The 20,779-nt window shown below is 62.3% G+C and carries 20 protein-coding genes and 1 tRNA gene; 6 read left to right on the forward strand and 15 right to left on the reverse strand.

Going from position 1 to position 20,779, the window contains the following annotated elements; translation table 11 throughout:
* Positions 1-95 precede the first annotated feature (95 nt).
* Together NKI38_RS25000 and NKI38_RS25005 are read right to left on the reverse strand one after the other, a co-directional pair.
* Entirely contained in the window at positions 96-962 is an 867-nt protein-coding gene (locus tag NKI38_RS25000) for a uracil-DNA glycosylase (RefSeq protein ID WP_352662038.1), read from the reverse strand.
* Positions 963-1,011: 49 nt separating this feature from the next.
* Positions 1,012-1,656: a hypothetical protein gene (locus NKI38_RS25005; protein WP_352662041.1), complete on the reverse strand. Its 645-nt coding sequence runs from the start codon at positions 1,654-1,656 to the stop codon at positions 1,012-1,014.
* Positions 1,657-1,875: 219 nt separating this feature from the next.
* Here NKI38_RS25005 and NKI38_RS25010 point away from each other — a divergent pair, with 219 nt between their 5' ends.
* Positions 1,876-3,555, forward strand: a complete 1,680-nt coding sequence (locus tag NKI38_RS25010; RefSeq protein WP_352662043.1) for an electron transfer flavoprotein-ubiquinone oxidoreductase — start codon at positions 1,876-1,878, stop codon at positions 3,553-3,555.
* A 140-nt stretch (positions 3,556-3,695) separates the two neighbouring features.
* Positions 3,696-4,295, forward strand: a complete 600-nt coding sequence (locus NKI38_RS25015) for a DUF922 domain-containing Zn-dependent protease (RefSeq protein WP_352662046.1) — start codon at positions 3,696-3,698, stop codon at positions 4,293-4,295.
* A gap of 4 nt (positions 4,296-4,299) precedes the next feature.
* Here NKI38_RS25015 and NKI38_RS25020 read toward each other — a convergent pair whose 3' ends face one another.
* The 5 genes from NKI38_RS25020 to NKI38_RS25040 form a co-directional block, all read right to left on the reverse strand.
* On the reverse strand, positions 4,300-5,334 hold the full coding sequence (locus tag NKI38_RS25020; protein ID WP_352662049.1) for an endonuclease/exonuclease/phosphatase family protein: 1,035 nt from the start codon (positions 5,332-5,334) through the stop codon (positions 4,300-4,302).
* 102 nt (positions 5,335-5,436) lie between these two features.
* A complete protein-coding gene (locus NKI38_RS25025) occupies positions 5,437-6,900 on the reverse strand; it encodes an AMP nucleosidase (RefSeq protein WP_502899385.1) in 1,464 nt (487 codons plus the stop codon).
* A 116-nt stretch (positions 6,901-7,016) separates the two neighbouring features.
* Positions 7,017-7,211, reverse strand: a complete 195-nt coding sequence (locus NKI38_RS25030; protein WP_352662052.1) for a hypothetical protein — start codon at positions 7,209-7,211, stop codon at positions 7,017-7,019.
* 39 nt (positions 7,212-7,250) lie between these two features.
* Positions 7,251-7,409 (reverse strand): hypothetical protein, encoded by a 159-nt coding sequence (locus NKI38_RS25035; protein ID WP_023812838.1) that lies wholly within the window; start codon positions 7,407-7,409, stop codon positions 7,251-7,253.
* Between the two features lie 216 nt (positions 7,410-7,625).
* On the reverse strand, positions 7,626-7,967 hold the full coding sequence (locus NKI38_RS25040; RefSeq protein WP_352626862.1) for a DUF2147 domain-containing protein: 342 nt from the start codon (positions 7,965-7,967) through the stop codon (positions 7,626-7,628).
* A gap of 449 nt (positions 7,968-8,416) precedes the next feature.
* Between NKI38_RS25040 and NKI38_RS25045 the strand changes: the two genes are divergently transcribed.
* Positions 8,417-8,683, forward strand: a complete 267-nt coding sequence (locus tag NKI38_RS25045; RefSeq protein ID WP_123167916.1) for an SEL1-like repeat protein — start codon at positions 8,417-8,419, stop codon at positions 8,681-8,683.
* A 385-nt stretch (positions 8,684-9,068) separates the two neighbouring features.
* Positions 9,069-10,190, forward strand: coding sequence for an ABC transporter substrate-binding protein (locus tag NKI38_RS25050; protein ID WP_352626863.1), 1,122 nt, complete (start codon positions 9,069-9,071; stop codon positions 10,188-10,190).
* 88 nt (positions 10,191-10,278) lie between these two features.
* Here NKI38_RS25050 and NKI38_RS25055 read toward each other — a convergent pair whose 3' ends face one another.
* The 6 genes from NKI38_RS25055 to NKI38_RS25080 all read right to left on the reverse strand — a co-directional run bounded on the left by NKI38_RS25055 (position 10,279) and on the right by NKI38_RS25080 (position 16,715).
* A complete protein-coding gene (locus NKI38_RS25055) occupies positions 10,279-12,261 on the reverse strand; it encodes an acetyl/propionyl/methylcrotonyl-CoA carboxylase subunit alpha (RefSeq protein ID WP_352662055.1) in 1,983 nt (660 codons plus the stop codon).
* 181 nt (positions 12,262-12,442) lie between these two features.
* The gene (locus NKI38_RS25060) at positions 12,443-12,973 is read right to left on the reverse strand and encodes an O-acetyl-ADP-ribose deacetylase (protein ID WP_352662057.1); all 531 of its coding nucleotides are present in this window, start codon (positions 12,971-12,973) and stop codon (positions 12,443-12,445) included.
* Position 12,974: 1 nt separating this feature from the next.
* Positions 12,975-14,582 (reverse strand): carboxyl transferase domain-containing protein, encoded by a 1,608-nt coding sequence (locus tag NKI38_RS25065; protein WP_352662059.1) that lies wholly within the window; start codon positions 14,580-14,582, stop codon positions 12,975-12,977.
* 1 nt (position 14,583) lies between these two features.
* Positions 14,584-15,747, reverse strand: coding sequence for an isovaleryl-CoA dehydrogenase (locus tag NKI38_RS25070; RefSeq protein ID WP_352662062.1), 1,164 nt, complete (start codon positions 15,745-15,747; stop codon positions 14,584-14,586).
* Positions 15,716-16,357, reverse strand: coding sequence for a TetR/AcrR family transcriptional regulator (locus tag NKI38_RS25075; RefSeq protein ID WP_352662064.1), 642 nt, complete (start codon positions 16,355-16,357; stop codon positions 15,716-15,718). Before NKI38_RS25075 ends, NKI38_RS25070 begins: the two co-directional genes overlap by 32 nt.
* A 73-nt stretch (positions 16,358-16,430) precedes the next feature.
* The gene (locus tag NKI38_RS25080; protein WP_352662067.1) at positions 16,431-16,715 is read right to left on the reverse strand and encodes an acylphosphatase; all 285 of its coding nucleotides are present in this window, start codon (positions 16,713-16,715) and stop codon (positions 16,431-16,433) included.
* 166 nt (positions 16,716-16,881) lie between these two features.
* On the opposite strand from NKI38_RS25080, the gene NKI38_RS25085 reads away from it, so the two are divergent.
* Positions 16,882-17,874 (forward strand): bifunctional helix-turn-helix transcriptional regulator/GNAT family N-acetyltransferase, encoded by a 993-nt coding sequence (locus NKI38_RS25085; protein WP_352662070.1) that lies wholly within the window; start codon positions 16,882-16,884, stop codon positions 17,872-17,874.
* A 37-nt stretch (positions 17,875-17,911) separates the two neighbouring features.
* Here NKI38_RS25085 and NKI38_RS25090 read toward each other — a convergent pair whose 3' ends face one another.
* Entirely contained in the window at positions 17,912-19,024 is a 1,113-nt protein-coding gene (locus NKI38_RS25090) for a pyridoxal phosphate-dependent aminotransferase (RefSeq protein WP_352662073.1), read from the reverse strand.
* A 318-nt stretch (positions 19,025-19,342) separates the two neighbouring features.
* On the opposite strand from NKI38_RS25090, the gene NKI38_RS25095 reads away from it, so the two are divergent.
* A tRNA-Ser gene (locus NKI38_RS25095) sits at positions 19,343-19,433 on the forward strand.
* Positions 19,434-19,643: 210 nt separating this feature from the next.
* Here NKI38_RS25095 and NKI38_RS25105 read toward each other — a convergent pair.
* Entirely contained in the window at positions 19,644-20,543 is a 900-nt protein-coding gene (locus NKI38_RS25105) for an alpha/beta fold hydrolase (RefSeq protein WP_352662076.1), read from the reverse strand.
* Between the last annotated feature and the right edge of the window lie 236 nt (positions 20,544-20,779).

Genomic DNA, 20,779 nt, shown 5'->3' on the forward strand with positions numbered 1-20,779 from the left:
TCTGAGGTTATAGTTTCTTGCCTGGGCTCGCCTATCAACATTGGCGAAAGCCAAGGTGACGTCCGATCTCCCCCTCGAGGGGGGAGATTGGCCAATCACCCAAGCGCCTTCAATTTCGCCTTCACCTCAAGAAAATCCCGCCATGCCAGCTTCTTGTGCGACGGGGTTCGCAGGAGATACGCGGGATGCAGCGTCGGCATGGCGGGAATGGAGATGCCGGATGCCGTCGTGTGGACGCGCCAGTTGCCGCGCAGCCGCAAGATGCCTTCCGAGGTGTTGAGCAAGGTCTTTGCCGACGGGCCGCCAAGGTTGATCAGTACCCTCGGATTGACCAGTTCGATTTGCCGCTCGATGAATGGCCGGCAGATCTCGGTTTCGTGCGGCGTCGGCGTGCGATTGCCCGGCGGCCGCCAGGGAATAACATTGGCGATGTAGACCGATGTCCGGTCGAGCCCGATCGCCGCCAGCATGCGGTCGAGCAGCCGGCCCGAGCGGCCGACGAAGGGCAGGCCCTCGATATCCTCGTCGCGGCCCGGCGCCTCGCCGACCAGCATCACGGCTGCTTCGGGATTGCCGTCGGCGAATACCAGGTTCTTGGCCGTGGCTTTGAGATTGCAGCCGTCGAACGACGCCATATGTTGGCGAAGCTCGTCCAGGGTCGTTGCCGTCGTTGCCAGCTGGCGGGCAAGTGCTGCTTGCGCTTCGTCGGGAACCGCGGCCGACGGTGAGCGCACAACGGGCGCATTCGGTCTGTCGCCCGCTTCGGGACGATTCGTCGAACGCTGCGGTGCGGCGATGTCGCCCGAAGGCGCCGCGGTCGGCGTGCGTTCCATTGGCTTTGGCGCAACTTCGGCGAACCGGTTCACCGGGCGGTCTTCAAGCGCCTCGTCAACGCCCACGCTGGCATAAAAGGCCAGCAGGTCGGCGATGTCAGGTCTGTTGTTGGGGGAAGCGGCAGTCATGCCGGCACATTCGTCCGCGTGGCGGCAATTTGCAAGGCTAGCCGCTTCTCTACCCCGTTGGTATGCGCGGATCCTGCACCAGATAGAAGGTCCATCTGGGCGTGTAGTCGGTCATCAGGAATTCGAACCTGGCTGTTTTCAACGGGTCGACCTTGCCGTTCCTGAACAGCAATCGGTCATAGGGTTCGAAATCGCGATCGAAATCGGCGAAATTGCTCGACCAGATATTGTCGGGTGTCTTGTTGCGCTGGTCGAACGAAAGCCCGTCCCCGAACACGCTCGGCCGGTTCAGGATTTCCTGCAGCTCGAACTGGAATTCGATCCAGGCCTGGCCGCTGTTGTTGAGCACGTCGATGCGCATATACATGATGCCGTTGGCGAATTCGCCGGCCGGACCGTAAGCCTGGATCGGCTTTGTCGTGCGGATGGTCAGCGTCACCGGCGTCGACGAATTCAGCTCTTCGGTGATGACCAGCGGATCGTCCTTCGTTCCGATGCCCGAAGCGCCGGTGATGTGGAAGCCGCCAAGCTCGTCGGAGAAGGAGTAGGCCCCTGCCGCCCATACCTTCACTTCGTCCGCGAAAGCGTGACCCGGTGCCAGCACCAGAAGGGCCAAAAGGAGCGCCCGGCAGACCCGGCCGGACGTGAAAAGAAAGCGCGTGGATGAAAAGCCGGCTGGCCCAGGAATGCGCATGGCGTGAAGTATGGCCGATAAGCAAGCCGTCGAACAATTAAAAACGTCAGCGCCGAGGGCCATGCCGGACGAAAACAGCCGCCCAGCCTCGCAATGCGCGACTTTTTGGCCAAAACGGCATTGTCACGTATGCGCCGGTTTCCTGTCGCCGATTGATGCGCTATGCAGCGCAGGAGCCAGCTAGATACCCGAATGGGATAAGCCAGTGCGGAGGGGTTGATGAGCGACATCGAACGCGAAAGCATGGAATTCGACGTGGTTATCGTCGGCGCCGGCCCGGCCGGCCTCGCCGCCGCCATCCGCCTCAAGCAGGTCAATCCCGAGCTTTCGGTCGTCGTCCTGGAAAAGGGCGGCGAGGTTGGCGCCCATATCCTCTCCGGCGCCGTCGTCGATCCGATCGGTATCGACCGGCTCTTGCCGGGATGGCGCGACGAGGAGGGCCATCCTTTCAAGACGCCGGTCACCGCGGACCATTTCCTCGTCCTTGGACCTGCCGGCTCGTTCCGTCTGCCCAACATCCTGATGCCGCCGCTGATGAACAATCACGGCAATTACATCGTCTCGCTCGGCAATGTCTGCCGCTGGCTGGCGACCAAGGCCGAGGCGCTCGGCGTCGAGATCTATCCCGGCTTTGCCGCAGTCGGCCTGCTCTACAATGAAGAAGGTGCCGTCACCGGTGTCGTCACCGGCGACATGGGCGTCGAGAAGGATGGCTCGCATGGCCCGGGTTTCGCACCCGGCATGGCGCTGATGGCCAAATATGTGCTGATCGGCGAGGGCGCGCGCGGCTCGCTCGCCAAGCAGCTGATCGCCAAATACAAGCTTTCCGATGGCCGCGAGCCCGGCAAATACGGCATCGGCCTCAAGGAACTCTGGCAGGTCAAGCCGGAGAACCACAAGCCTGGCCTGGTCCAGCATTCCTTTGGCTGGCCGCTTGACATGAAGACCGGCGGCGGCTCCTTCCTCTATCATCTCGAGGACAATCAGGTGGCGGTCGGTTTCGTCCTCCACCTCAATTACAAGAACCCTTGGCTGTCGCCGTTCGACGAATTCCAACGCTTCAAAACCCATCCGGCAATCAGCGGCACCTTCGAGGGCGCCAAGCGCCTGGGCTATGGCGCGCGCGCCATCAGCGAGGGCGGTTGGCAGTCGGTGCCGAAACTCTCCTTCCCCGGTGGCGCGCTGATGGGCTGCGCGGCCGGCTTCGTCAACGTGCCGCGCATCAAGGGCTCGCACAATGCCGTGCTGTCCGGCATGCTGGCGGCCGAGCATGTCGCCGAGGCGATCGGTGCCGGGCGCGCCAATGACGAGCTTTCCTCCTATGAGGCGGCTTGGCGGGCGACCGACATCGGCAAGGACCTGAAGAGGGTGCGCAACGTCAAGCCGCTGTGGTCGCGCTTCGGCACCATCGTCGGTGTCGGCCTCGGCGGCCTCGACATGTGGCTGAATACGCTGTTCGGGATCTCGCCCTTCGGCACGCTGAAGCATGGCAAAGCCGACTATGCAACGCTCGAGCCTGCAGCCCAGCACAAGAAGATCGTCTATCCGAAGCCCGATGGCGTTTTGACCTTCGATCGGCTGTCCTCGGTGTTCCTGTCCAACACCAATCATGAGGAAAACGAACCGGTCCATCTGCTTGTCGGCGACATGGATCTGCAGAAACGGTCCGAACACGATGTCTTTGCCGGACCCTCGACACGCTATTGTCCGGCCAGTGTCTACGAGTGGGTCGACAAGGACGGCAACGCGGCCGCCGATCCCGCGGCCAAGGACGTGCGCTTCGTCATCAACGCGCAGAACTGCGTCCACTGCAAGACATGCGACATCAAGGACCCGAACCAGAACATCAACTGGGTGCCGCCACAAGGCGGCGAAGGCCCGGTCTACCAAGGTATGTAAGCCACGCGTTGGCCGGACCGTCTCGGCCGCCGCAAGCAAAATGTCGGCGAAGGCGCGGTCCACCGGGGCATGTGAAATATTAGAACTGTTGAAACTGCCACGCGCTTATGGTTCCATTGCCTGACGAAGGGAGATGGCCAATGCGCGTGGCGGTTCTGGCATGCCTTATGGCGATCGGCGCGGTGTGCGGTTCCGCTCCGGCGGCGTCCGCCGGCACCAAGGTGCTGGTCAAGACGCGGACCTATGACATCACCGGGACCACGGGTCTGGCGCTGATGAAGGCGATGGACCGCAAGGGGCCGAAGCACGGCTTCATGACGCACGCTATCGCGCAGACCGGCTACACCGTGGATTGGGACCTTGATGCCGGTCAGGACAATGGCTTCTGCCGCCTGCGGCGCGCCAACGGCACGCTCAATCTCTTTTACACGTTTCCGCATGCCGCCTCGGCCACCACGCCGGCGCTCCAGAAGCGTTGGACACGGTTCTTCGCCGGCGTCCGCGCCCACGAAGAAACCCATGGCCGTCTCGCCAGGGAGATGATGCGCGCCACTGAAAGATCGATCTCCGGCCTCAGGACTGCCGACGACCGGTCCTGCTACAAGACACGCCACGAGGCGCAGCGGCGTATCAGAGCCACCTATGCCGCGTATGAGGCGAAGCAGATCGCTTTCGACGCCCGCGAGCATCGCGACGGTGGCCATGTCGAACATCTCGTCACCGCTCTGATCAAGCCTTGATCCTTTAGCCTGGCGTCTTGCCGGTTTGGACTATCGCCGCCGTCGCGGTTTCATGCTCATCGACCGGCTTCTGTTGTGCCAGCCTGAGCGAGAATTCCACCATGACCGGCAGGTGGTCCGAGCCGGTGTCCTCCAGCCGTGTCGCGGAATGAATGGTCACGCCGCCCTTGCTGAAAACTTGGTCGATCGGCAGGCCGGCGAAGCGCCGCAGAACATCCGGCAGCTTGATGTGGATCCAGGTTGGCCCGGCGGACGGCATGACGATCAGCCCGCCGAGCGAGGCGACGCGCCGTACGGCGGCACTCCACGGCACGGCGTTGCAGTCGCCCGCCATGATGGCCGTCTCGCCAAGCGCGGAGAGCTGCTCGGTGAGTTCACCGATCTGCCAGTACTGCTCGCGTGGCCACGGCCAGCTGAGATGGATCGCGGCGACATCGATGTCGATGCCGCCGAAGTCGACGGTCGCTGTCGCCATGGCGCCGCGCCGTTCGCAATGCGCCTCGGTGCCGGCGGCAAAGGGCCGCCGCGAGAGCAGCGCGACACCGAATATGCCGTTGGGATAAGGGCAGAGGATCCGGTAGGGATACGCGGTGCTGATATAGCCAAGCTCGGTCGTCCACATCGCCGACACCTCGTCGAGGGTGATCACGTCGGGATTGGTCCGGCCGATCAACGACAGCACCTTCTTCGGCGTCGGATTGTCGTAGCGCAGGTTCATCTGCAGCAGCTTGTAGATCGCCCGATCTTCGTTCTTGGCTTCATAGGCAGCCTGAACCGGCCATGGACTGGGCAAAGCGTTCAAGGTCGTGGCAAAGGCCGCCACGGCAAAAAGCAGTGCCACGGCCGCTTGCAGGCGAAATGTCGTGGCCAGCAGCGGCAGCGCGCAAAGCGCCATCAGCACGGCAACGTGGACGCGGAAATGCGAGAAGGAATCGAAGGCCGGATGCAGCGTTCCGAAAAACCCGGCCACCAGCGCAACCGAGAACATCATCATCGCGATAAATGCCAGTGAAGCCGCCATGTCTTGACTACGTCTCATCGGGTCAGGTCCGCGCGGGTTGCCGGAGAATACTGGCCCGTTTATCGGCAGAAATGGGGCCCAATCAAGATGACGAAATGCTCGGGCAGCGCGCAGATCGTCCTACTGGAACGCCGTCTCCGAAAAACTTCTGAGCTTGCGCGAATGCAGCCGCTCCATCGGCATTTCCGCAAGCTTCTCCATAGCCCTGATGCCGATGGTCAGATGCTGCGCCACCTGGCGCTTGTAGAATTCGGTTGCCATGCCGGGCAGCTTCAGTTCGCCATGCAGTGGTTTGTCCGAAACGCACAGCAGCGTGCCGTAAGGAACGCGGAAGCGGAAGCCATTGGCGGCGATGGTCGCCGATTCCATGTCGAGCGCGATCGCACGCGACTGCGACAGCCGCTGTACCGGGCCGCGCTGGTCGCGCAGTTCCCAGTTGCGGTTGTCGATGGTGGCGACGGTGCCGGTGCGCATGATGCGCTTCAAGTCATAGCCGGACAGACCGGTGACCTCGGCGACGGCTTCCTGCAATGCCACCTGGATCTCGGCCAGCGGCGGGATCGGCACCCAGACCGGAAGATCGTCGTCGAGGACGTGATCCTCGCGCACATAGGCATGCGCCAGCACGTAGTCGCCTAGCGCCTGGGTATTGCGCAGTCCGGCGCAGTGGCCAAGCATCACCCAGGCATGCGGCCTCAGCACGGCGATGTGGTCGGTGATCGTTTTGGCGTTGGAGGGCCCGACGCCGATATTGACCATGGTGATGCCGCCATGGTTCGGCTTTTTCAGGTGATAGGCCGGCATCTGCGGCAGGCGCGGCGGTGCGACGCCTTCGCTGGGTGCGCTTTGCCCGACCCAGGTGATGACATTGCCTGGCTCGACGAACTCGGTGTATCCGTCGCCGCCATTGGCCATCAGGTCGCGGGCGCGGGCAACGAATTCGTCGATGTAAAACTGGTAATTGGTGAACAGCACGAAGTTCTGGAAATGCTGCGGCGTGGTCGCCGTATAGTGCGACAGGCGATGCAGCGAATAGTCGATGCGCTGCGCCGTGAAGGGCGCCAACGGTCTCGGCTCGCCGAAGGCCACTTCAAAAGTGCCGTTGGCGATCTGGTCGTCGGTGCCGTCGAGATCCGGCACGTCGAACAGGTCGCGGATCGGCCGCTTGATGCGCTCGGCCGCCGCGCCGTCGACATGGGTGCCTTCGAGAAAGGCGAAATGCAGCGGGATCGGCGTGGTCGATTCCGACACCGTGACCGCAACCCCATGATTGCGCATGATCAGGCGCAATTGCTCGACAAGGTAGCTTTCAAACAGGCTCGGCTGGGTGATGGTGGTCGAAAAATGCCCGGGCGTCGGCATATGGCCATAGGCCTGGCGCGAGTCGATCTGGGTGAACGAGTTGGTGGTGACGCCGATCTCCGGGTAGAAGGCCCGGTAGCGCTTGCCATTGTCGCCGCCCGCCGCCGCCAGCTCCGCAAAGGAGTCGCGCAGGAACTTGGTGTTGCGGTCGTAAAGCGCCTGCAGTGCCGCGACGGCCTTTTCGGCGCTATCAAAGCTTTGCCGGCCAAAAGGCTCCGGCATGACGACAGATTCGATAGCTTGAGGGTAGATTCGCTTTTCCATGGCTTAATATAGAGACTTGGATCGGCACTTGGGAGGGGTGTCGCGACCGAAGGCAGCCAAAGCGTCGTTTTTCTTCAATCGCGCTGCAGGCTGACCAGGAGCACGAAGCCGACGCCGGACTTCTTCAGAGCCGGTGCGTCGATCGTCGAGCCGGCATCGGCGCGCATCATCGGCACGGCCAGAACCGGAGCGGCCAGAACCGCCAGGATAAGCGCCGCCCGCGGCAGAAGCCGAAGGGTCTTGAGAGCGTTGGCGGCGATGCGGTTCATGGGTTTCAGCTTTTCTTTTCGAGGTCTTGGTTTCTTTGTTCAGTTGCGAAGATGGGTGGGGCAGGCGAGGCGGCAGGTTCTTGAACTGGCTTCGTCCCAGGCACGGGCCGGACGGCCCGCTTCGGCGACGAGGATGGCGAAGAACATTCCAAACAGGCTCACCAGCAGGCAGACGATGGTGAAGCGGCGAGCAAGCATTGGGTCGGGTCTCCTTCAACACGCCGGAGAATGCCCTGATGCAACTGAACCGGCTCTGATGCCAGCGTTCATCTGCGGTTCAAGATGATTGACGGGATTTTGGCGGCGCCGGCGTCGGTTTCGACAGGGCGCCGGCGAGACCAGGGCATTGCGCCGCGACAAAACGAAGACGGGGCCCGGCGGGGCCCCGTCTTCATGTCACAAGGATAGGGTCGATCAGAGCTTGTGCCAGGTCTGGCTCTTGCAGATCAGTCCGCCAAGCACGCAGCCGCTCATCTTGAGCGAGCTGCCCGAAAGGGTCGCCTTGCCCGAATAGGTCTTGTCGTTTGCCGGATCGGTGATGTTGCCGGCATATTTGTTGTCGCCGGCCGCCTTGAGCGAGCCGATGGTCTTGCCGGCATATTTGCCGGTCTTGAGCGTGATGGAAAACGAGCCGCCGCCAGCGATGGCCGCGGTGTCGCCGGCCTGCGTCTTCCAATTGCCTTCGATCGGATCGGCCCAGGCTGCACCCGCCATGATCAATGTGGCCGCAAGGGCCAGGCTCACTTTTCGAAACATGTCTTCCTCCCTTTGGATGTCCGGCCGGATGCTCCGCCTCGTCGGCCTGCCGCTTACGCAAACGTAAGCTAATCCACCTCCCAGCAAAACAAAAGCGGTGCCGCAGCGGAAGACTTTCGGATTTTGAAGGCGCCTGAATGCGTCCCGTCGGCGAGGAAATGAAACGATCGGCGCATCGCCTTTGGTTTCCGTGGTTAGCGGAGTCTTGATTTCTCAGTTTGAAATTTTCGTCAAATTTGACGCAAGCGGGCTGAATTGCTGACTTCGTATCCTTAACAAATTTCCGCGTTTACCTCTTGTTTTAGCTTTGTTTTCCTCAAATTAAGCACGCCATTTAACGACGGATTCAAGCCTGCACGGCATTCTCGAAAGCATCGGAAGAGCAGCCAGCAAGGACGAACGAAGGCAGCTCTCGGGAGCCTGACAGGGGCCGGAAACAGGGGATTGAAATGGCACGTTTTGAAATGCTTGAAGCAGGTTTCGGCGCCATGGGGGCAACTGCCCAGGCCGACATCCTTTTCGAACTGGGCATGATGTATGCGACCGGCCGCGATTGCGAAACCGATGTCGTTGCCGCCCACAAATGGTTCAACATCGCCGCGATCAAGGGCTCGGCCCGCGCCGCGGAACTGCGCTCCGAACTGTCGGCGGCAATGTCGAAAGTCGAGATTGCCAAGGCGCTTCGCGAAGCCCGCGAATGGATGACCATCCACTAAGATCTGCCTACAGACCTATCGAAGACAGGGAAGCTCCGGGATCAAGACCGCACAGACGGCCAGACCCGGCGGAATAAAAGGCCGCGCAAGACGGTCACGATGTTAAGAAAGAGAACGCGGCAGGCCGCAGGGCCTAGTCGTGCGCGACACAGGGAAGGTGAGCGGGATTTTTAGGCGCGGGGGCGCCTGGAGATTGCTCGACGGGCAAAAAGCCACGACCGGCCGGAACAAGGCTGGCGTGGCTTTTTGCGTGGATGACGTCTTGCAGGCCCAATCGAGCGGCGCCAATGCGCCTAGACAGGCCCAAGGAAGGGTGAAATTGTCCGGCCTCTCTGGAAGAAGCGCGGCCGGGGCGGCCGCGCGTGAGTGGAGGAGTTCTACCATCATGAAAAAATTGAGTATTTTGAGCGCGGCCATATTCGGCCTGATGATGAGCACGCCGGTCGCATTCGCGGACGAGCTCACCTTTGCGGTGGTCGGCCCGATGACCGGACAGCTCGCCACCATCGGTGATCAGTTCAAGCAGGGCGCACAGGCCGCTGCCGACGCGATCAACGCCGCGGGCGGCGTCAATGGATCGATGATCAAGCTGAGCATCCAGGACGACCAGTGCGATCCCAAGCAGGCTGTGTCGGTCGCCAACCGCATCGTCGCCGATGGCGTCAAGTTCATCGACGGCCATGCCTGCTCGGGTTCGAGCATTCCGGCCTCAGCCGTCTATGCCGAAGCCGGCGCTCTGATGATGAGCCCGGCGTCTTCCAACCCGGTGCTGACCGACGCGGCGGCCAAGGCCGGCTGGCCGACGATCATGCGGCTTTATACGCGTGACGATGCGCAGGGCGCCTTCATCGGCCCATGGATCGCCAAGAAGTTTGCCGGCAAGAACGTCGTCGTCCTGCACGACAAGAGCGCCTACGGACAAGGCGTGGCTGACGCCGTCAGGGCAACGATGAATGCCGGGGGCCTCAAGGAGGTCTATTATGACGGCATCAACGCCGGCGAGAAGGACTATTCGGCTCTCGTCACCAAGCTCAAGGACTTGAAGGCCGACGTCGTCTATTTCGGCGGCTATCATCCTGAGGCTGGTCTGATCCTGCGTCAGTCGGCGGAACAGAACCTGAAGTTCCAGCTGATCATGCCGGACTCCATCGCCTCGCCCGAATTCTGGCAGGTTGCCGGCCCGGCAGGCGAGGGCACCATGTTCGTCTTCCCGTCGGATCCGCAGGCAAAGCCGGAAGCCAAGGCAGCCGTCGAGAAGATCAAGGCGGGCGGCTTCGTGCCGGAGGGCTTCACGCTGTTCTCCTATGCCGTGATCCAGGCCTTCGCCGAGGGCGTCAAGCGCGCCGGCAGCGACGATCCGGCGAAGGTTGCCGAAGCGTTGAAGAACGGTACGCCGATCAGCACTGTTGTCGGCGACGTCACCTTCGACGAGAAGGGCGATCTCAAGAATGCCAGCTACGACATCAACCAGTGGCATGACGGCAAATACGCGCCGATCGCGCAGTAATCGCTGCCCTGGCGACTGAATAGCATAGGGAAATGGCCGGGTTCGTCCCGGCCATTTTCTCGTTTGCCCCGTCGACAGCTTGCGTCTGTCAGCTCGCTACTGCGCTCGGGGCGTTGTGCTCCTCGACGAACCGCACCAGCACCGTCCCGTCGGTGACCTGCGCGCCCTCCGTGGCGATCTCGGCGATCACGCCATCATGCGGCGCGGCGATGGTGTGCTCCATCTTCATCGCCTCGAGGATCAGCAGTGGTTGGCCCTTGATCACTGCATCGCCTCCTGTCACGCGCACCAGCTTGACCAGCCCCGGCATCGGCGCGCGCAAGCTGCCTACACCTGCGGCTGCCTCATCGGCGCGCGCCAGCGGGTCCGGCACGGCGAAGGTGTAGCCAACAGCGCCTTCGAACACGGTGATGTGGCCTGGCCAGCGGGCGAGACGCGGTGAAGCGCGAAAGTCATGCGAATTTGTGCCGTCATAGGGCGCATCGAGCGCCACCTGGAACCGTCCATCCGGCCGCAGCGAAACCTTTGCCACTATATCGTCCTCGCCGAACTTCAGCCATGTGCGCCGCGCCACGTTGTGGAAATGCGCATAGCCGGCAAGGGACGACCAGGGATCGTCGGATGGCGGCGATACCCCGGCGCCCGAGGCCGCAACAGCGGCGGCGGCAATGGTTTCGCCGGTCGGCGGCGGGACGATCGTCAATGTCTCCTGGTGCCGGCCGATCAGGCTGGTGTCGACGTCGCCCGAGAAAAAATCCGGATCGGCGGCCAGAGCGGCGAGAAAGGCGGTGTTGACGGTGGAGCCGGCGATCTCGGTTCGCGACAGCGCTGCGCCGAGCGCTTGCAGTGCCGCCTGCCTGTCCTCGGCGTGGACGACCAGCTTGGCGATCATCGGGTCGTAGTAGGGCGAGATCGCGTCGCCGGCCCGCACGCCGGTCTCGATACGTATCGCGGCGCCTTCGGGCGCTGCATCCGGAAATTTCAGATGATGCAGCGTGCCCGTTGCCGGAAGAAACCCCTTTGCCGCGTCCTCGGCATAGATACGCGCCTCGAAGGCATGGCCGGCAAGTGCGATCTCGCTTTGTGTCTTCGGCAGTTTTTCGCCCGATGCGACCCGCAACTGCCACTCGACCAGGTCGGTGCCCGTGACCATTTCGGTGACCGGGTGCTCGACCTGCAGGCGGGTGTTCATTTCCATGAACCAGAAGCGGTCGGCCTTCAGGCCTTGCGAGGCGTCGACGATGAACTCGATGGTGCCGGCGCCGGAATAATTGATCGCCTTGGCGGCTTTCACCGCCGCCTCCGTCATCGCCTTGCGCAAAGCCGGTGTCATGCCGGGGGCGGGCGCCTCCTCGATTACCTTCTGGTGGCGGCGCTGCGCCGAGCAGTCGCGCTCATAAAGGTGCACCGCGTTGCCGAAATTATCGCCGAACACCTGCACCTCGATGTGGCGCGGCTTGTCGACATATTTCTCGACCAGTACGCGGTCGTCGCCGAAGGCGGCTTTCGCCTCGCGCCGCGCGCTGGACAGCGCTTCGGAAAACTCATCGGGATGCTCGACGCGGCGCATGCCCTTGCCGCCGCCGCCGGCGCGCGCCTTGATCAGCACGGGATAGCCGATCTCGCGTGCCTTGGACGCAAGCAGCACGATTTCCTGCGCCTCGCCATGGTAGCCCGGCACCACTGGCACGCCGGCCTTTTCCATCAGCCGCTTGGCGGCGTCCTTCAGCCCCATGGCACGGATCGAGGCCGCCGACGGGCCGATGAAGATGAGCCCCGCCGCAGCCACCTGGTCAACGAAATCGGGGTTTTCCGACAGGAAGCCGTAACCGGGATGAATGGCTTCAGCACCCGTCGCCAGCGCCGCCGCGATGATCTTGTCGCCGCGCAGATAGCTTTCGCCGACGGGCGAGGCGCCGATATGCACCGCTTCGTCGGCCATCTCGACATGCAGGGATTTCGCGTCGGCATCCGAATAGACGGCGACAGTGCGCACGCCCATCTTGCGTGCCGTGCGGATAACGCGGCAAGCGATCTCGCCCCGATTGGCGATCAGGATCTTGGCGAACATGGAGCCTCCACGGGCAGAGTTTGCTTGAAGCGACGCAGGCGCTCCGTCGCGCCCCCCTCTGTCCTGCCGGACATCTCCCCCACGAGGGGGGAGATTGGCAGCTTCGACCTCGCCGCCTTGCCGTTGACGTAGGCAGAGATTCCAGTCTGCCTATGCTGATAAATTGGTTGGTCCATACAGTTCAGCCTTCTCGAAGAGCAGCAACGGCATGCCGGTATAATTCAGCTGTTTGCTCGTCGAAGCAGCAGAAAATGACGATTTCCGGCCTGCTTGTCACGTCGAGGAACGCGTTGACCGTGCTGACGGCGATCCGCGTCGCCTCGTCTTTCGGGTAGCGGTAGACACCGGTCGAGATCGCCGGGAAGGCCACTGTGCGGCAGTCATTGGCGGCGGCGAGTTCGAGCGATCTGATATAGCAGGAGGCCAGCAACTCGGCTTCGCCCTTGTCGCCGCCCTGCCAGACGGGGCCGACTGTATGGATGATGTGTCGAGCCGGCAGTTTGTAACCCCTGGTGATCTTCGCGTCGCCGACCTTGCATCCGTTCAGCATCCGGCATTCGAACTCAAGCTCGCGACCTGCGGCGCGGTGGATGGCGCCATCGACCCCGCCACCGCCGAGAAGCGATGTGTTGGCGGCATTGACGATGGCGTCGACATCCAGTTTCGTGATGTCGCCGGTGTGAACACGAATCCTGTCCAGTGCCTTGCTCATCTCACATCCTGAACACGCCGAAGCGCGTCTCCTCGATTTCGGCGTTGAGCGTGGCGGACAGGCTGAGCGCCAGCACGTCGCGCGTCTTCGCCGGGTCGATGATGCCGTCGTCCCAGAGGCGTGCGGACGAATAGAGCGGATGGCCCTCATGCTCGTATTTCATCAGGATCGGCTTCTTGAATTTCGCCTCTTCCTCGGCGCTCCATTCCCCGCCCTTGCGCTCGATGCCTTCGCGCTTGACCATGGCGAGCACCGTCGCCGCCTGTTCGCCGCCCATCACCGAGATGCGCGCATTCGGCCACATCCACAGGAAGCGTGGTGAGTAGGCGCGGCCGCACATGCCGTAATTGCCGGCGCCGAACGAACCGCCGATGATGACGGTCACCTTCGGCACGCGGGCGGTGGCGACAGCCATCACCAGCTTGGCGCCGTCCTTGGCGATGCCGCCCGCTTCGTATTTCCTGCCGACCATGAAGCCAGTGATGTTCTGCAGGAAGACCAGCGGTATCTTGCGCTGGCAACAGAGTTCGATGAAATGCGCGCCCTTCAACGCGCTTTCGGAAAACAGCACGCCGTTGTTGGCGATGATGCCGACCGGCATGCCATGAAGGTGGGCAAAGCCGGTGATCAGCGTGGTGCCGTAGTTCTGCTTGAACTCATCGAACTCGGAACCGTCGACGATGCGCGCGATCACCTCATGCACATCATAGGGCTGGCGCAGGTCGGTCGGCACGATGCCGTAGAGTTCATCCGCCGGATGAAGCGGCGGAATCGACTTCTGTAAGTTCAGGCTTACAGTCTTGTTCCGATTCAGGTTTTTGACGATGCGCCGGCAGATGGCGAGCGCATGGTCGTCGTCCAGCGCATAGTGATCGGCGACACCGGAGAGCCTTGTGTGCACATCGGCACCACCAAGATCCTCGGCACTGACATCCTCGCCGGTGGCCGCTTTCACCAGCGGCGGGCCGCCGAGGAAGATGGTCGCCTGGTTGCGCACCATGATCGTTTCGTCCGACATCGCCGGCACATAGGCGCCACCCGCCGTGCAGGAACCCATGACGCAGGCGATCTGCGGGATGCCTGCCGCCGACATATTGGCCTGGTTGTAGAAGATGCGGCCGAAATGCTCGCGATCGGGAAACACCTCGTCCTGGTTGGGCAGATTGGCGCCGCCGCTGTCGACCAGATAGATGCATGGCAGATTGTTCTGCAGCGCGATTTCCTGCGCGCGCAAATGCTTCTTCACCGTCAGCGGATAATAGGTGCCGCCCTTCACCGTGGCGTCGTTGACGACGACCATCACCTCGGCGCCCTCGACGCGGCCGATGCCTGCGATGATGCCGGCTGAAGAAATCTCCTCGCCATACATCGACCATGCCGCGAACTGGCCGATCTCGAGGAACGGCGAGCCGGTGTCGAGCAACTGGGCGAGGCGCTCGCGCGGCAACAGCTTGCCGCGCGAAACGTGGCGCTCACGCGCTTCCTCCGAGCCGCCACGCTCGACGGTAGCGGCTTTTTCCGCGATGTCGGCGACCAAGGCTCGCATGCGCTCGGCATTGGCGCGGAAGGTCTCGGAGGAGGGGGAGATTTGCGTTTGAAATGCTGCCATATTAGACCCCCTCCGCCATGATCTCGCGCCCAATCAGCCAGCGACGGATCTCGCTGGTGCCGGCGCCGATTTCATAGAGCTTGGCGTCGCGCAACAGCCGGCCAGTCGGATAGTCGTTGATGTAGCCATTGCCGCCAAGCAGTTGAATGGCGTCCAGCGCCATCAGCGTCGCCTTCTCGGCGGCAAACAGCACACAGCCGGCGGCATCCTTGCGCGTCGTCTGGCCGCGATCGCAAGCGGCGGCGACGGCGTAGACGTAAGCGCGCGCGGCGTTCATCGTGGTGTACATGTCGGCCAGCTTGCCCTGCACCAGCTGGAACTCGCCGATCGCCTGGCCGAACTGCTTGCGCTCATGCACATAGGGGATCGCCACGTCCAGGCACGCCGCCATCAGGCCGATCGGGCCGCCGGCAAGCACGGTACGCTCATAGTCGAGGCCAGACATCAGCACCTCGACACCGCGGCCTTCCTCATGCAGCACGTTGTCGAACGGCACCTCGACATCCTCGAACACCAGTTCGCCTGTGTTGGAGCCGCGCATGCCGAGCTTGTCGAGCTTTTGCGCCACGGAAAACCCTGCCATCGCCTTTTCGACGATGAAGGCGGTGATGCCGCGCGAGTTTTGCTCCGGATCGGTCTTGGCATAGACGACCAGCGTCTCGGCATCCGGCCCGTTGGTGATCCACATCTTGGTGCCGTTCAGCACATAGCGATCATTGCGCTTTTCGGCGCGCAGCTTGAGCGAGACGACATCCGAACCGGCGCCGGATTCCGACATTGCCAGCGCGCCGACGCGTTCGCCCGAACACAGCGGCGGCAGGAATTTTTCCTTCTGCGCCGTCGTCGCCCAGCGGTTGATCTGGTTGACGCACAGGTTGGAATGGGCGCCATAGGAGAGGCCGACCGAGGCCGAAGCGCGCGAAATCTCTTCGACGGCGATCACATGCGCAAGATAACCCATGCCGCTGCCGCCGAAATCGGGGTCGGCGGTGATGCCAAGCAGCCCGAGCGCGCCGAGTTCGCCCCACAGATGCGCCGGGAATTCGTTCGAACGATCGATGTCGGCGGCGATCGGCGCGATGCGATCCTGGGCGAAGCGCCGCACCATGTCGCGCAGCGCCTCGATCTCCTCGTCATGCCCGAAGCTGAGCGTGTTCGTGTACATGTCGTTCCTCCCCGGCTGATGTCACGCCAACCAAACGCATTGTCATTGAAAGATATGTTGCCGTCACTTCACCGATCGACAGCCGCTCGCCCGGCCGAAACCAGACGATGACGCCGGTCATCATCTGGATCAGCGCCATCGCCGTCAGCCCGGTGTCGTCGACGCTGAACACATCCGCCTCGACGCCGTCGCGCAGGATGGCGCGCAGTTCCTTTTCGTAAGCTGTACGCATGCGCAGGATCTGCGTCAGCCGTTCGGGCGACAAGCTGCGCAATTCCATGTTCGACACATGCGTGGCGTGCCGACGCTCGATATGAAAGGTGATGTGGTTTTCGACATAGGCTGAAAGCCGCCGTATCGGGCCTGCATCGGCCGGCTTGGCTGCTTCCCACGCTTCGGTCAGGCCTTCCATGTGTTCGCGCATCAGCGTGAACAGAAGCTCTTCCTTGGTTGGAAAATAGCGGTAGAGCGCGGCAGCCTGCACGCCGACTTCGGCGGCAAGCTGGCGCATCGACATCGCCTCGTAGCCGAAACGCGCAATCAGATTGACGGCCGCCTCGCGGATGGCTGCCTCGGTCTTTTCACCATCGGATCCAGTCGTGCGTGCCATTGTCGGCCTCGTTTGCGAGGCAATAATAAAACGAACGTTCAATTAATTCAAGGGCACTGAATCAAACCCGCCATTATGCAACAATCCTGAACCCAACAAGAGCGTTTCCGTTTGTCAATTCCTCGACGTCGACCCTGGAAACCGAAGCACCGGACGGCCCTTTCCAAAGTCGCTCGATCATTGTCGAGACCGCTTCATCAAGGCCTGCGATCTGGGTCGTTACAGACGCGTCCGCTTCATTGCGGACCCAGCCCGCAAGACCGAGGCTTGTGGCCTCGTCTCGAACCCAGAGTCTGAAGCCGACGCCTTGCACATTGCCGTAAATGCGCGCCCGCACATTCCTGCGATGACCAGCCATGAATCTCTCCAAGCCTGTCTCCTTGAAATCTGGGGCATGGCGCAGGGAAAGCAACCTGAGAATTGCGGGCACGACGCGAAAGCTGGGCTCCTGGCCTTTTGAAATTTATTTGACTCAGTCCACTAATTTTGGAAAATGGAACTGCCTTATTAGGATCTGGACCCAGATGTTGGATGAACGAAAAGCATTGGTGGCCGATATCAGGCGCTTCAATCGCTTCTACACGCGCACCGTTGGCCTTCTCGACGAGACGCTGACACAAAGCGCATTCACTCTGACCGAGGCGCGCGTGCTTTTCGAACTCGGCCGCCTTGATCGTCCGGCGGCTCCTGAAACTGCTGGGGAACGCGGTTTTCTCGCCAAGGCTTTTCATCTGGAGATCGGCCCCACTGCTTCCGACATCGCCAGGCAATTGCGTGTCGATGCCGCTTATCTGACACGAATTCTACGCAAGTTCGCCGGCGAGGGTCTGACCGAGACCCGGACCGATCCGGCCGACAAACGCCGGCGGATTCTGTCGCTCACGGCAAGAGGCGAGGCAGCCCTTTCAGGGCTACAGGCGGCGGCGGATCGCGATACGGCACGGCTCATCGAGAATTTGCCCGACGACAGATTGCATGAGCTCGGCAGCGCTTTGCGCAAGGCGGGGGAATTGCTGGGCGATCCTGCCCGCGAGAACAGCGAGGTGACGCTGCGGCCACACCGCGTCGGCGACGTCGGCTGGGTCGTGCAGCGGCAGGCCCAGCTCTACGCCGAGGAATATGGCTGGAATATCGAATTCGAAGCCCTGGTTGCTGAGATCGGCGCCGATTTCATCCGCAATTTCAAGCCCGGCCGCGATTTCTGCTGGATCGCCGAACGCGCAGGCCAGCCGCTTGGTGCGGTGTTTCTGGTTCACGTGGACGATGGGGTCGCGAAGCTGCGCTTGCTGCATGTCGAAGCGTCGGCCCGAGGCGCGGGTATCGGCAAACGCCTTGTCGCCGAATGTATTCGCCAGGCCCGCGCTTGCGGCTATGTCAGGCTTGTGCTGTGGACCAACGACATTCTCGTCGCGGCGCGCACGATCTACGAGCACGCCGGCTTCAAGCTGGTCTCCGAGGAGCGCCATCACAGTTTCGGCAAGGAATTGACCGGCCAGACCTGGGAACTGGATTTGTAAGCGCACCTTGTGATCCCGGTTCGCCTGCTGGCGGATGCTAGTTTCCGCGCGCTGCGGCGAGTGCGCCCGGCAGTTCCTCGGCGAAGATGTCGAGCTCATGATCGAGGCCGACGCTGACGCGGATGCAGCGGTCGAGTACCGGCACCATCGGCTTGCGGATGAACACGTCGCGCGACAGCAGGCCCTGCAGGACTTTCAGCGCGAAAGCGCCATCGCCACCACAATCGATGGTGACGAAGTTTGTGGCCGACGCCAGTGGCTTCAGCCCGTTCGCCTCGGCTATCCCTGCGATGCGTCGGCGGCCGGCAGCCACCCGCGCCACCACGCTCCTGAGATAGTCCTTATCTGCAAGCGCCTCGACGCCGGCGACCTGCGCCATGCGGCTGACGCCGTAGTGGTTGCGGATCTTCTCGAAGTCGCGGATCACCTGAGCCTCGGCGATCGCATAGCCGCAGCGTATGCCGGCGAGCCCATACGCCTTCGAGAAAGTGCGCATTCGGATGACGTTTGGCCGCGAGATATCGATCGGCGGAAGCGCCGAGACCGGTCCGAGTTCGCCATAGGCCTCGTCGAGCACCAGCATGGTGGTTTCCGGCAGCGCCTCGATGAAGCGGATGAGCTCGTTCGCCTCCCACCAGCTGCCCATCGGATTGTCCGGGTTGGAGAGATAGACCAGCGGCGCCTTGTCTTTGCGCACCGCCGCCAGCAGGCCGTCCAGGCTTTCCCTGTCGTTGTCATAGGGGACCGTGACCAGGCGCCCGCCGACACCGGCAATGTGAAAGTTGAAGGTCGGATAGGCGCCGAGCGACGTGATCACGGCATCGCCGGGCGCCACATACATGCGTGCCACCAGGGCGAGCAGGCCGTCTATGCCCTCGCCGACAACGACGTTCTCGGCCTTCACCCCATGATGCGCCGCGACCGCCACCTTCAGATCGTGATTGTCGGGATCGCAATACATCCACATGTCGCGGGCAATTCCAGCCATCCGGTCGATGACGCGCGGAGACGGCCCAAAGCTGCTCTCATTGGCGCCGATGCGAGCCCGAAAGGCGCGGCCACGCTCGCGCTCCTGCGCTTCGGGGCCGACAAAGGGCACGGTCGACGGAAGGGCGTCGACGAGAGGCGTGAGGGGAGGGCGCTGGCGCATAGCAAAAAGCTCAGTTGAAAAGGGCCTTCTTGCTAGCGCGCCCGCCGGGCTGGTGCAAGTTGCCGAGCGAACTGCGTTTCGATGCAAAAACCCGGCGGTTGCCCGCCGGGTTTTCGATTTCGACAGGTCGAAATCGTTAGACGCCGAATCCGGCGATCAGCCAACGGAATCATGGCCAGGTCCCGAGTTGCCAGCCAGGGAATTGCCGCAGAACCGCCGCATCGCGGAAAGCCGCGGTTCGGCGTCTTCGTTATTTTTCCATATAATGACGCGGCCTTGTTGATTGTGCCGGCGCTTTTCTTTATCCAGCGGCGCAACGGAGAGGTGGCCGAGTGGTCGAAGGCGCTCCCCTGCTAAGGGAGTAGAGGTCAAAAGCTTCTCGTGGGTTCGAATCCCATCCTCTCCGCCATCCTGCTTCGCGCTGTGCGCTTTGGCGGATCATCGCATATGTCGGTTTCTCGAATCGAGCCAAGGCGGCCCTGACCGCAGTTTCCGGTGCGCGCGCCGCCAACGTCGCCTACCACGTGGTGCCTGGCTTCACGGTTACGGCCGAAGTCGACTACTTCAACCTTGGCGATAGCGACTGGCATGATAGCGACGACGGCGTCGGCGACAGGGTTTACTTCGGGCTATTCTGCCGCTCGGCCCGGCCAAGAAAAGTTGCAATGTCGTTGGGCAGGCTGCCGGTCTCGAGGAATGGCGCATGGCCCTGACCCGCGACGGTGATCGTTTCGATGCCAGGATGGCGCGTTCGCATCTGCTCCAGTGTTCCCGCCGACAGAAGCCTCGAATTGGCGCCGCGAATGGCGAGCAAAGGAACGGCCGCCAACGCCTCGAATTGCGGCCATAGATCAGGCAGCGGCTGCGTCAGATCGAGGCCGGCAACGGTATCGACCAGCTTCGGGTCGAAATCCGGCACCAGGCCACCGTCCGTTTCGCGGTAGAGAGCCCATACCATCCGATCCCAATCCGCCCCGGCAAGGGCAGCGAAGTCCTTGCCATGCACGCTGCGCTGGGCGGCAGTCGCCTGTACGCGGGTCTTCGGTATCGGATCACGTTCGAGATAAGACTGGATATGGGCAAGCCCAGCCGCCTCGATCACCGGCCCGATGTCGTTGAATACAATAGCTTTCAGAACGGCCGGCCGCATCATCGCGAGCACATGGATGATCAGCCCGCCGCGCGACGTGCCGATGAAGGCAGCGTCCTCGATGTTCAACGCCGCCAGCCCGGCAAGGACGTCGCCGGCCTCGACGCCGACATTGTAGTTTTTGACGTCGGGGTCGTAGGCCGACTGCCCGCGCCCGCGATAGTCGAAGGCGATGACCTTTCGCGGATTTGCCGCATGCATCGACAGATAGAGCGCCAGCTCATGAAAATCCCGGGCATTGCGGGTCAGGCCAGGCAGGCAGACGACCGGCCAGTGTCCGGAATTTGCTTCGCCGTAGACGCGCGCATGAAGGCTAAGCCCATCGGGTGCGGCGTAGAAGAAATCGGAAAAGCCTTCGTGGTTTGGCATGCGGACTCCTCCGTCGTGTAGATGGTCTGCGACTGCTACAGGCGGGGGCACGGACGGTCAAATTGAAGGACGTGGCGCGGGAAATTTTGAAATTTGGCGGGACAGTACCCCCCTCTGGCCTGCCGGCCATCTCCCCCGCAAGGCAGGGCTGTCCGGGGAAAGTTTTGAGTGAATCGAAATGCCGCATGTGCATGCCCCGTAAAACGGGGTTTGTCCGTCTTCTCTCTGGTTGTCGA

The sequence above is a fragment of the Mesorhizobium sp. M0621 genome, assembly GCF_040320745.1.
Classification (GTDB): Bacteria; Pseudomonadota; Alphaproteobacteria; order Rhizobiales; family Rhizobiaceae; genus Mesorhizobium.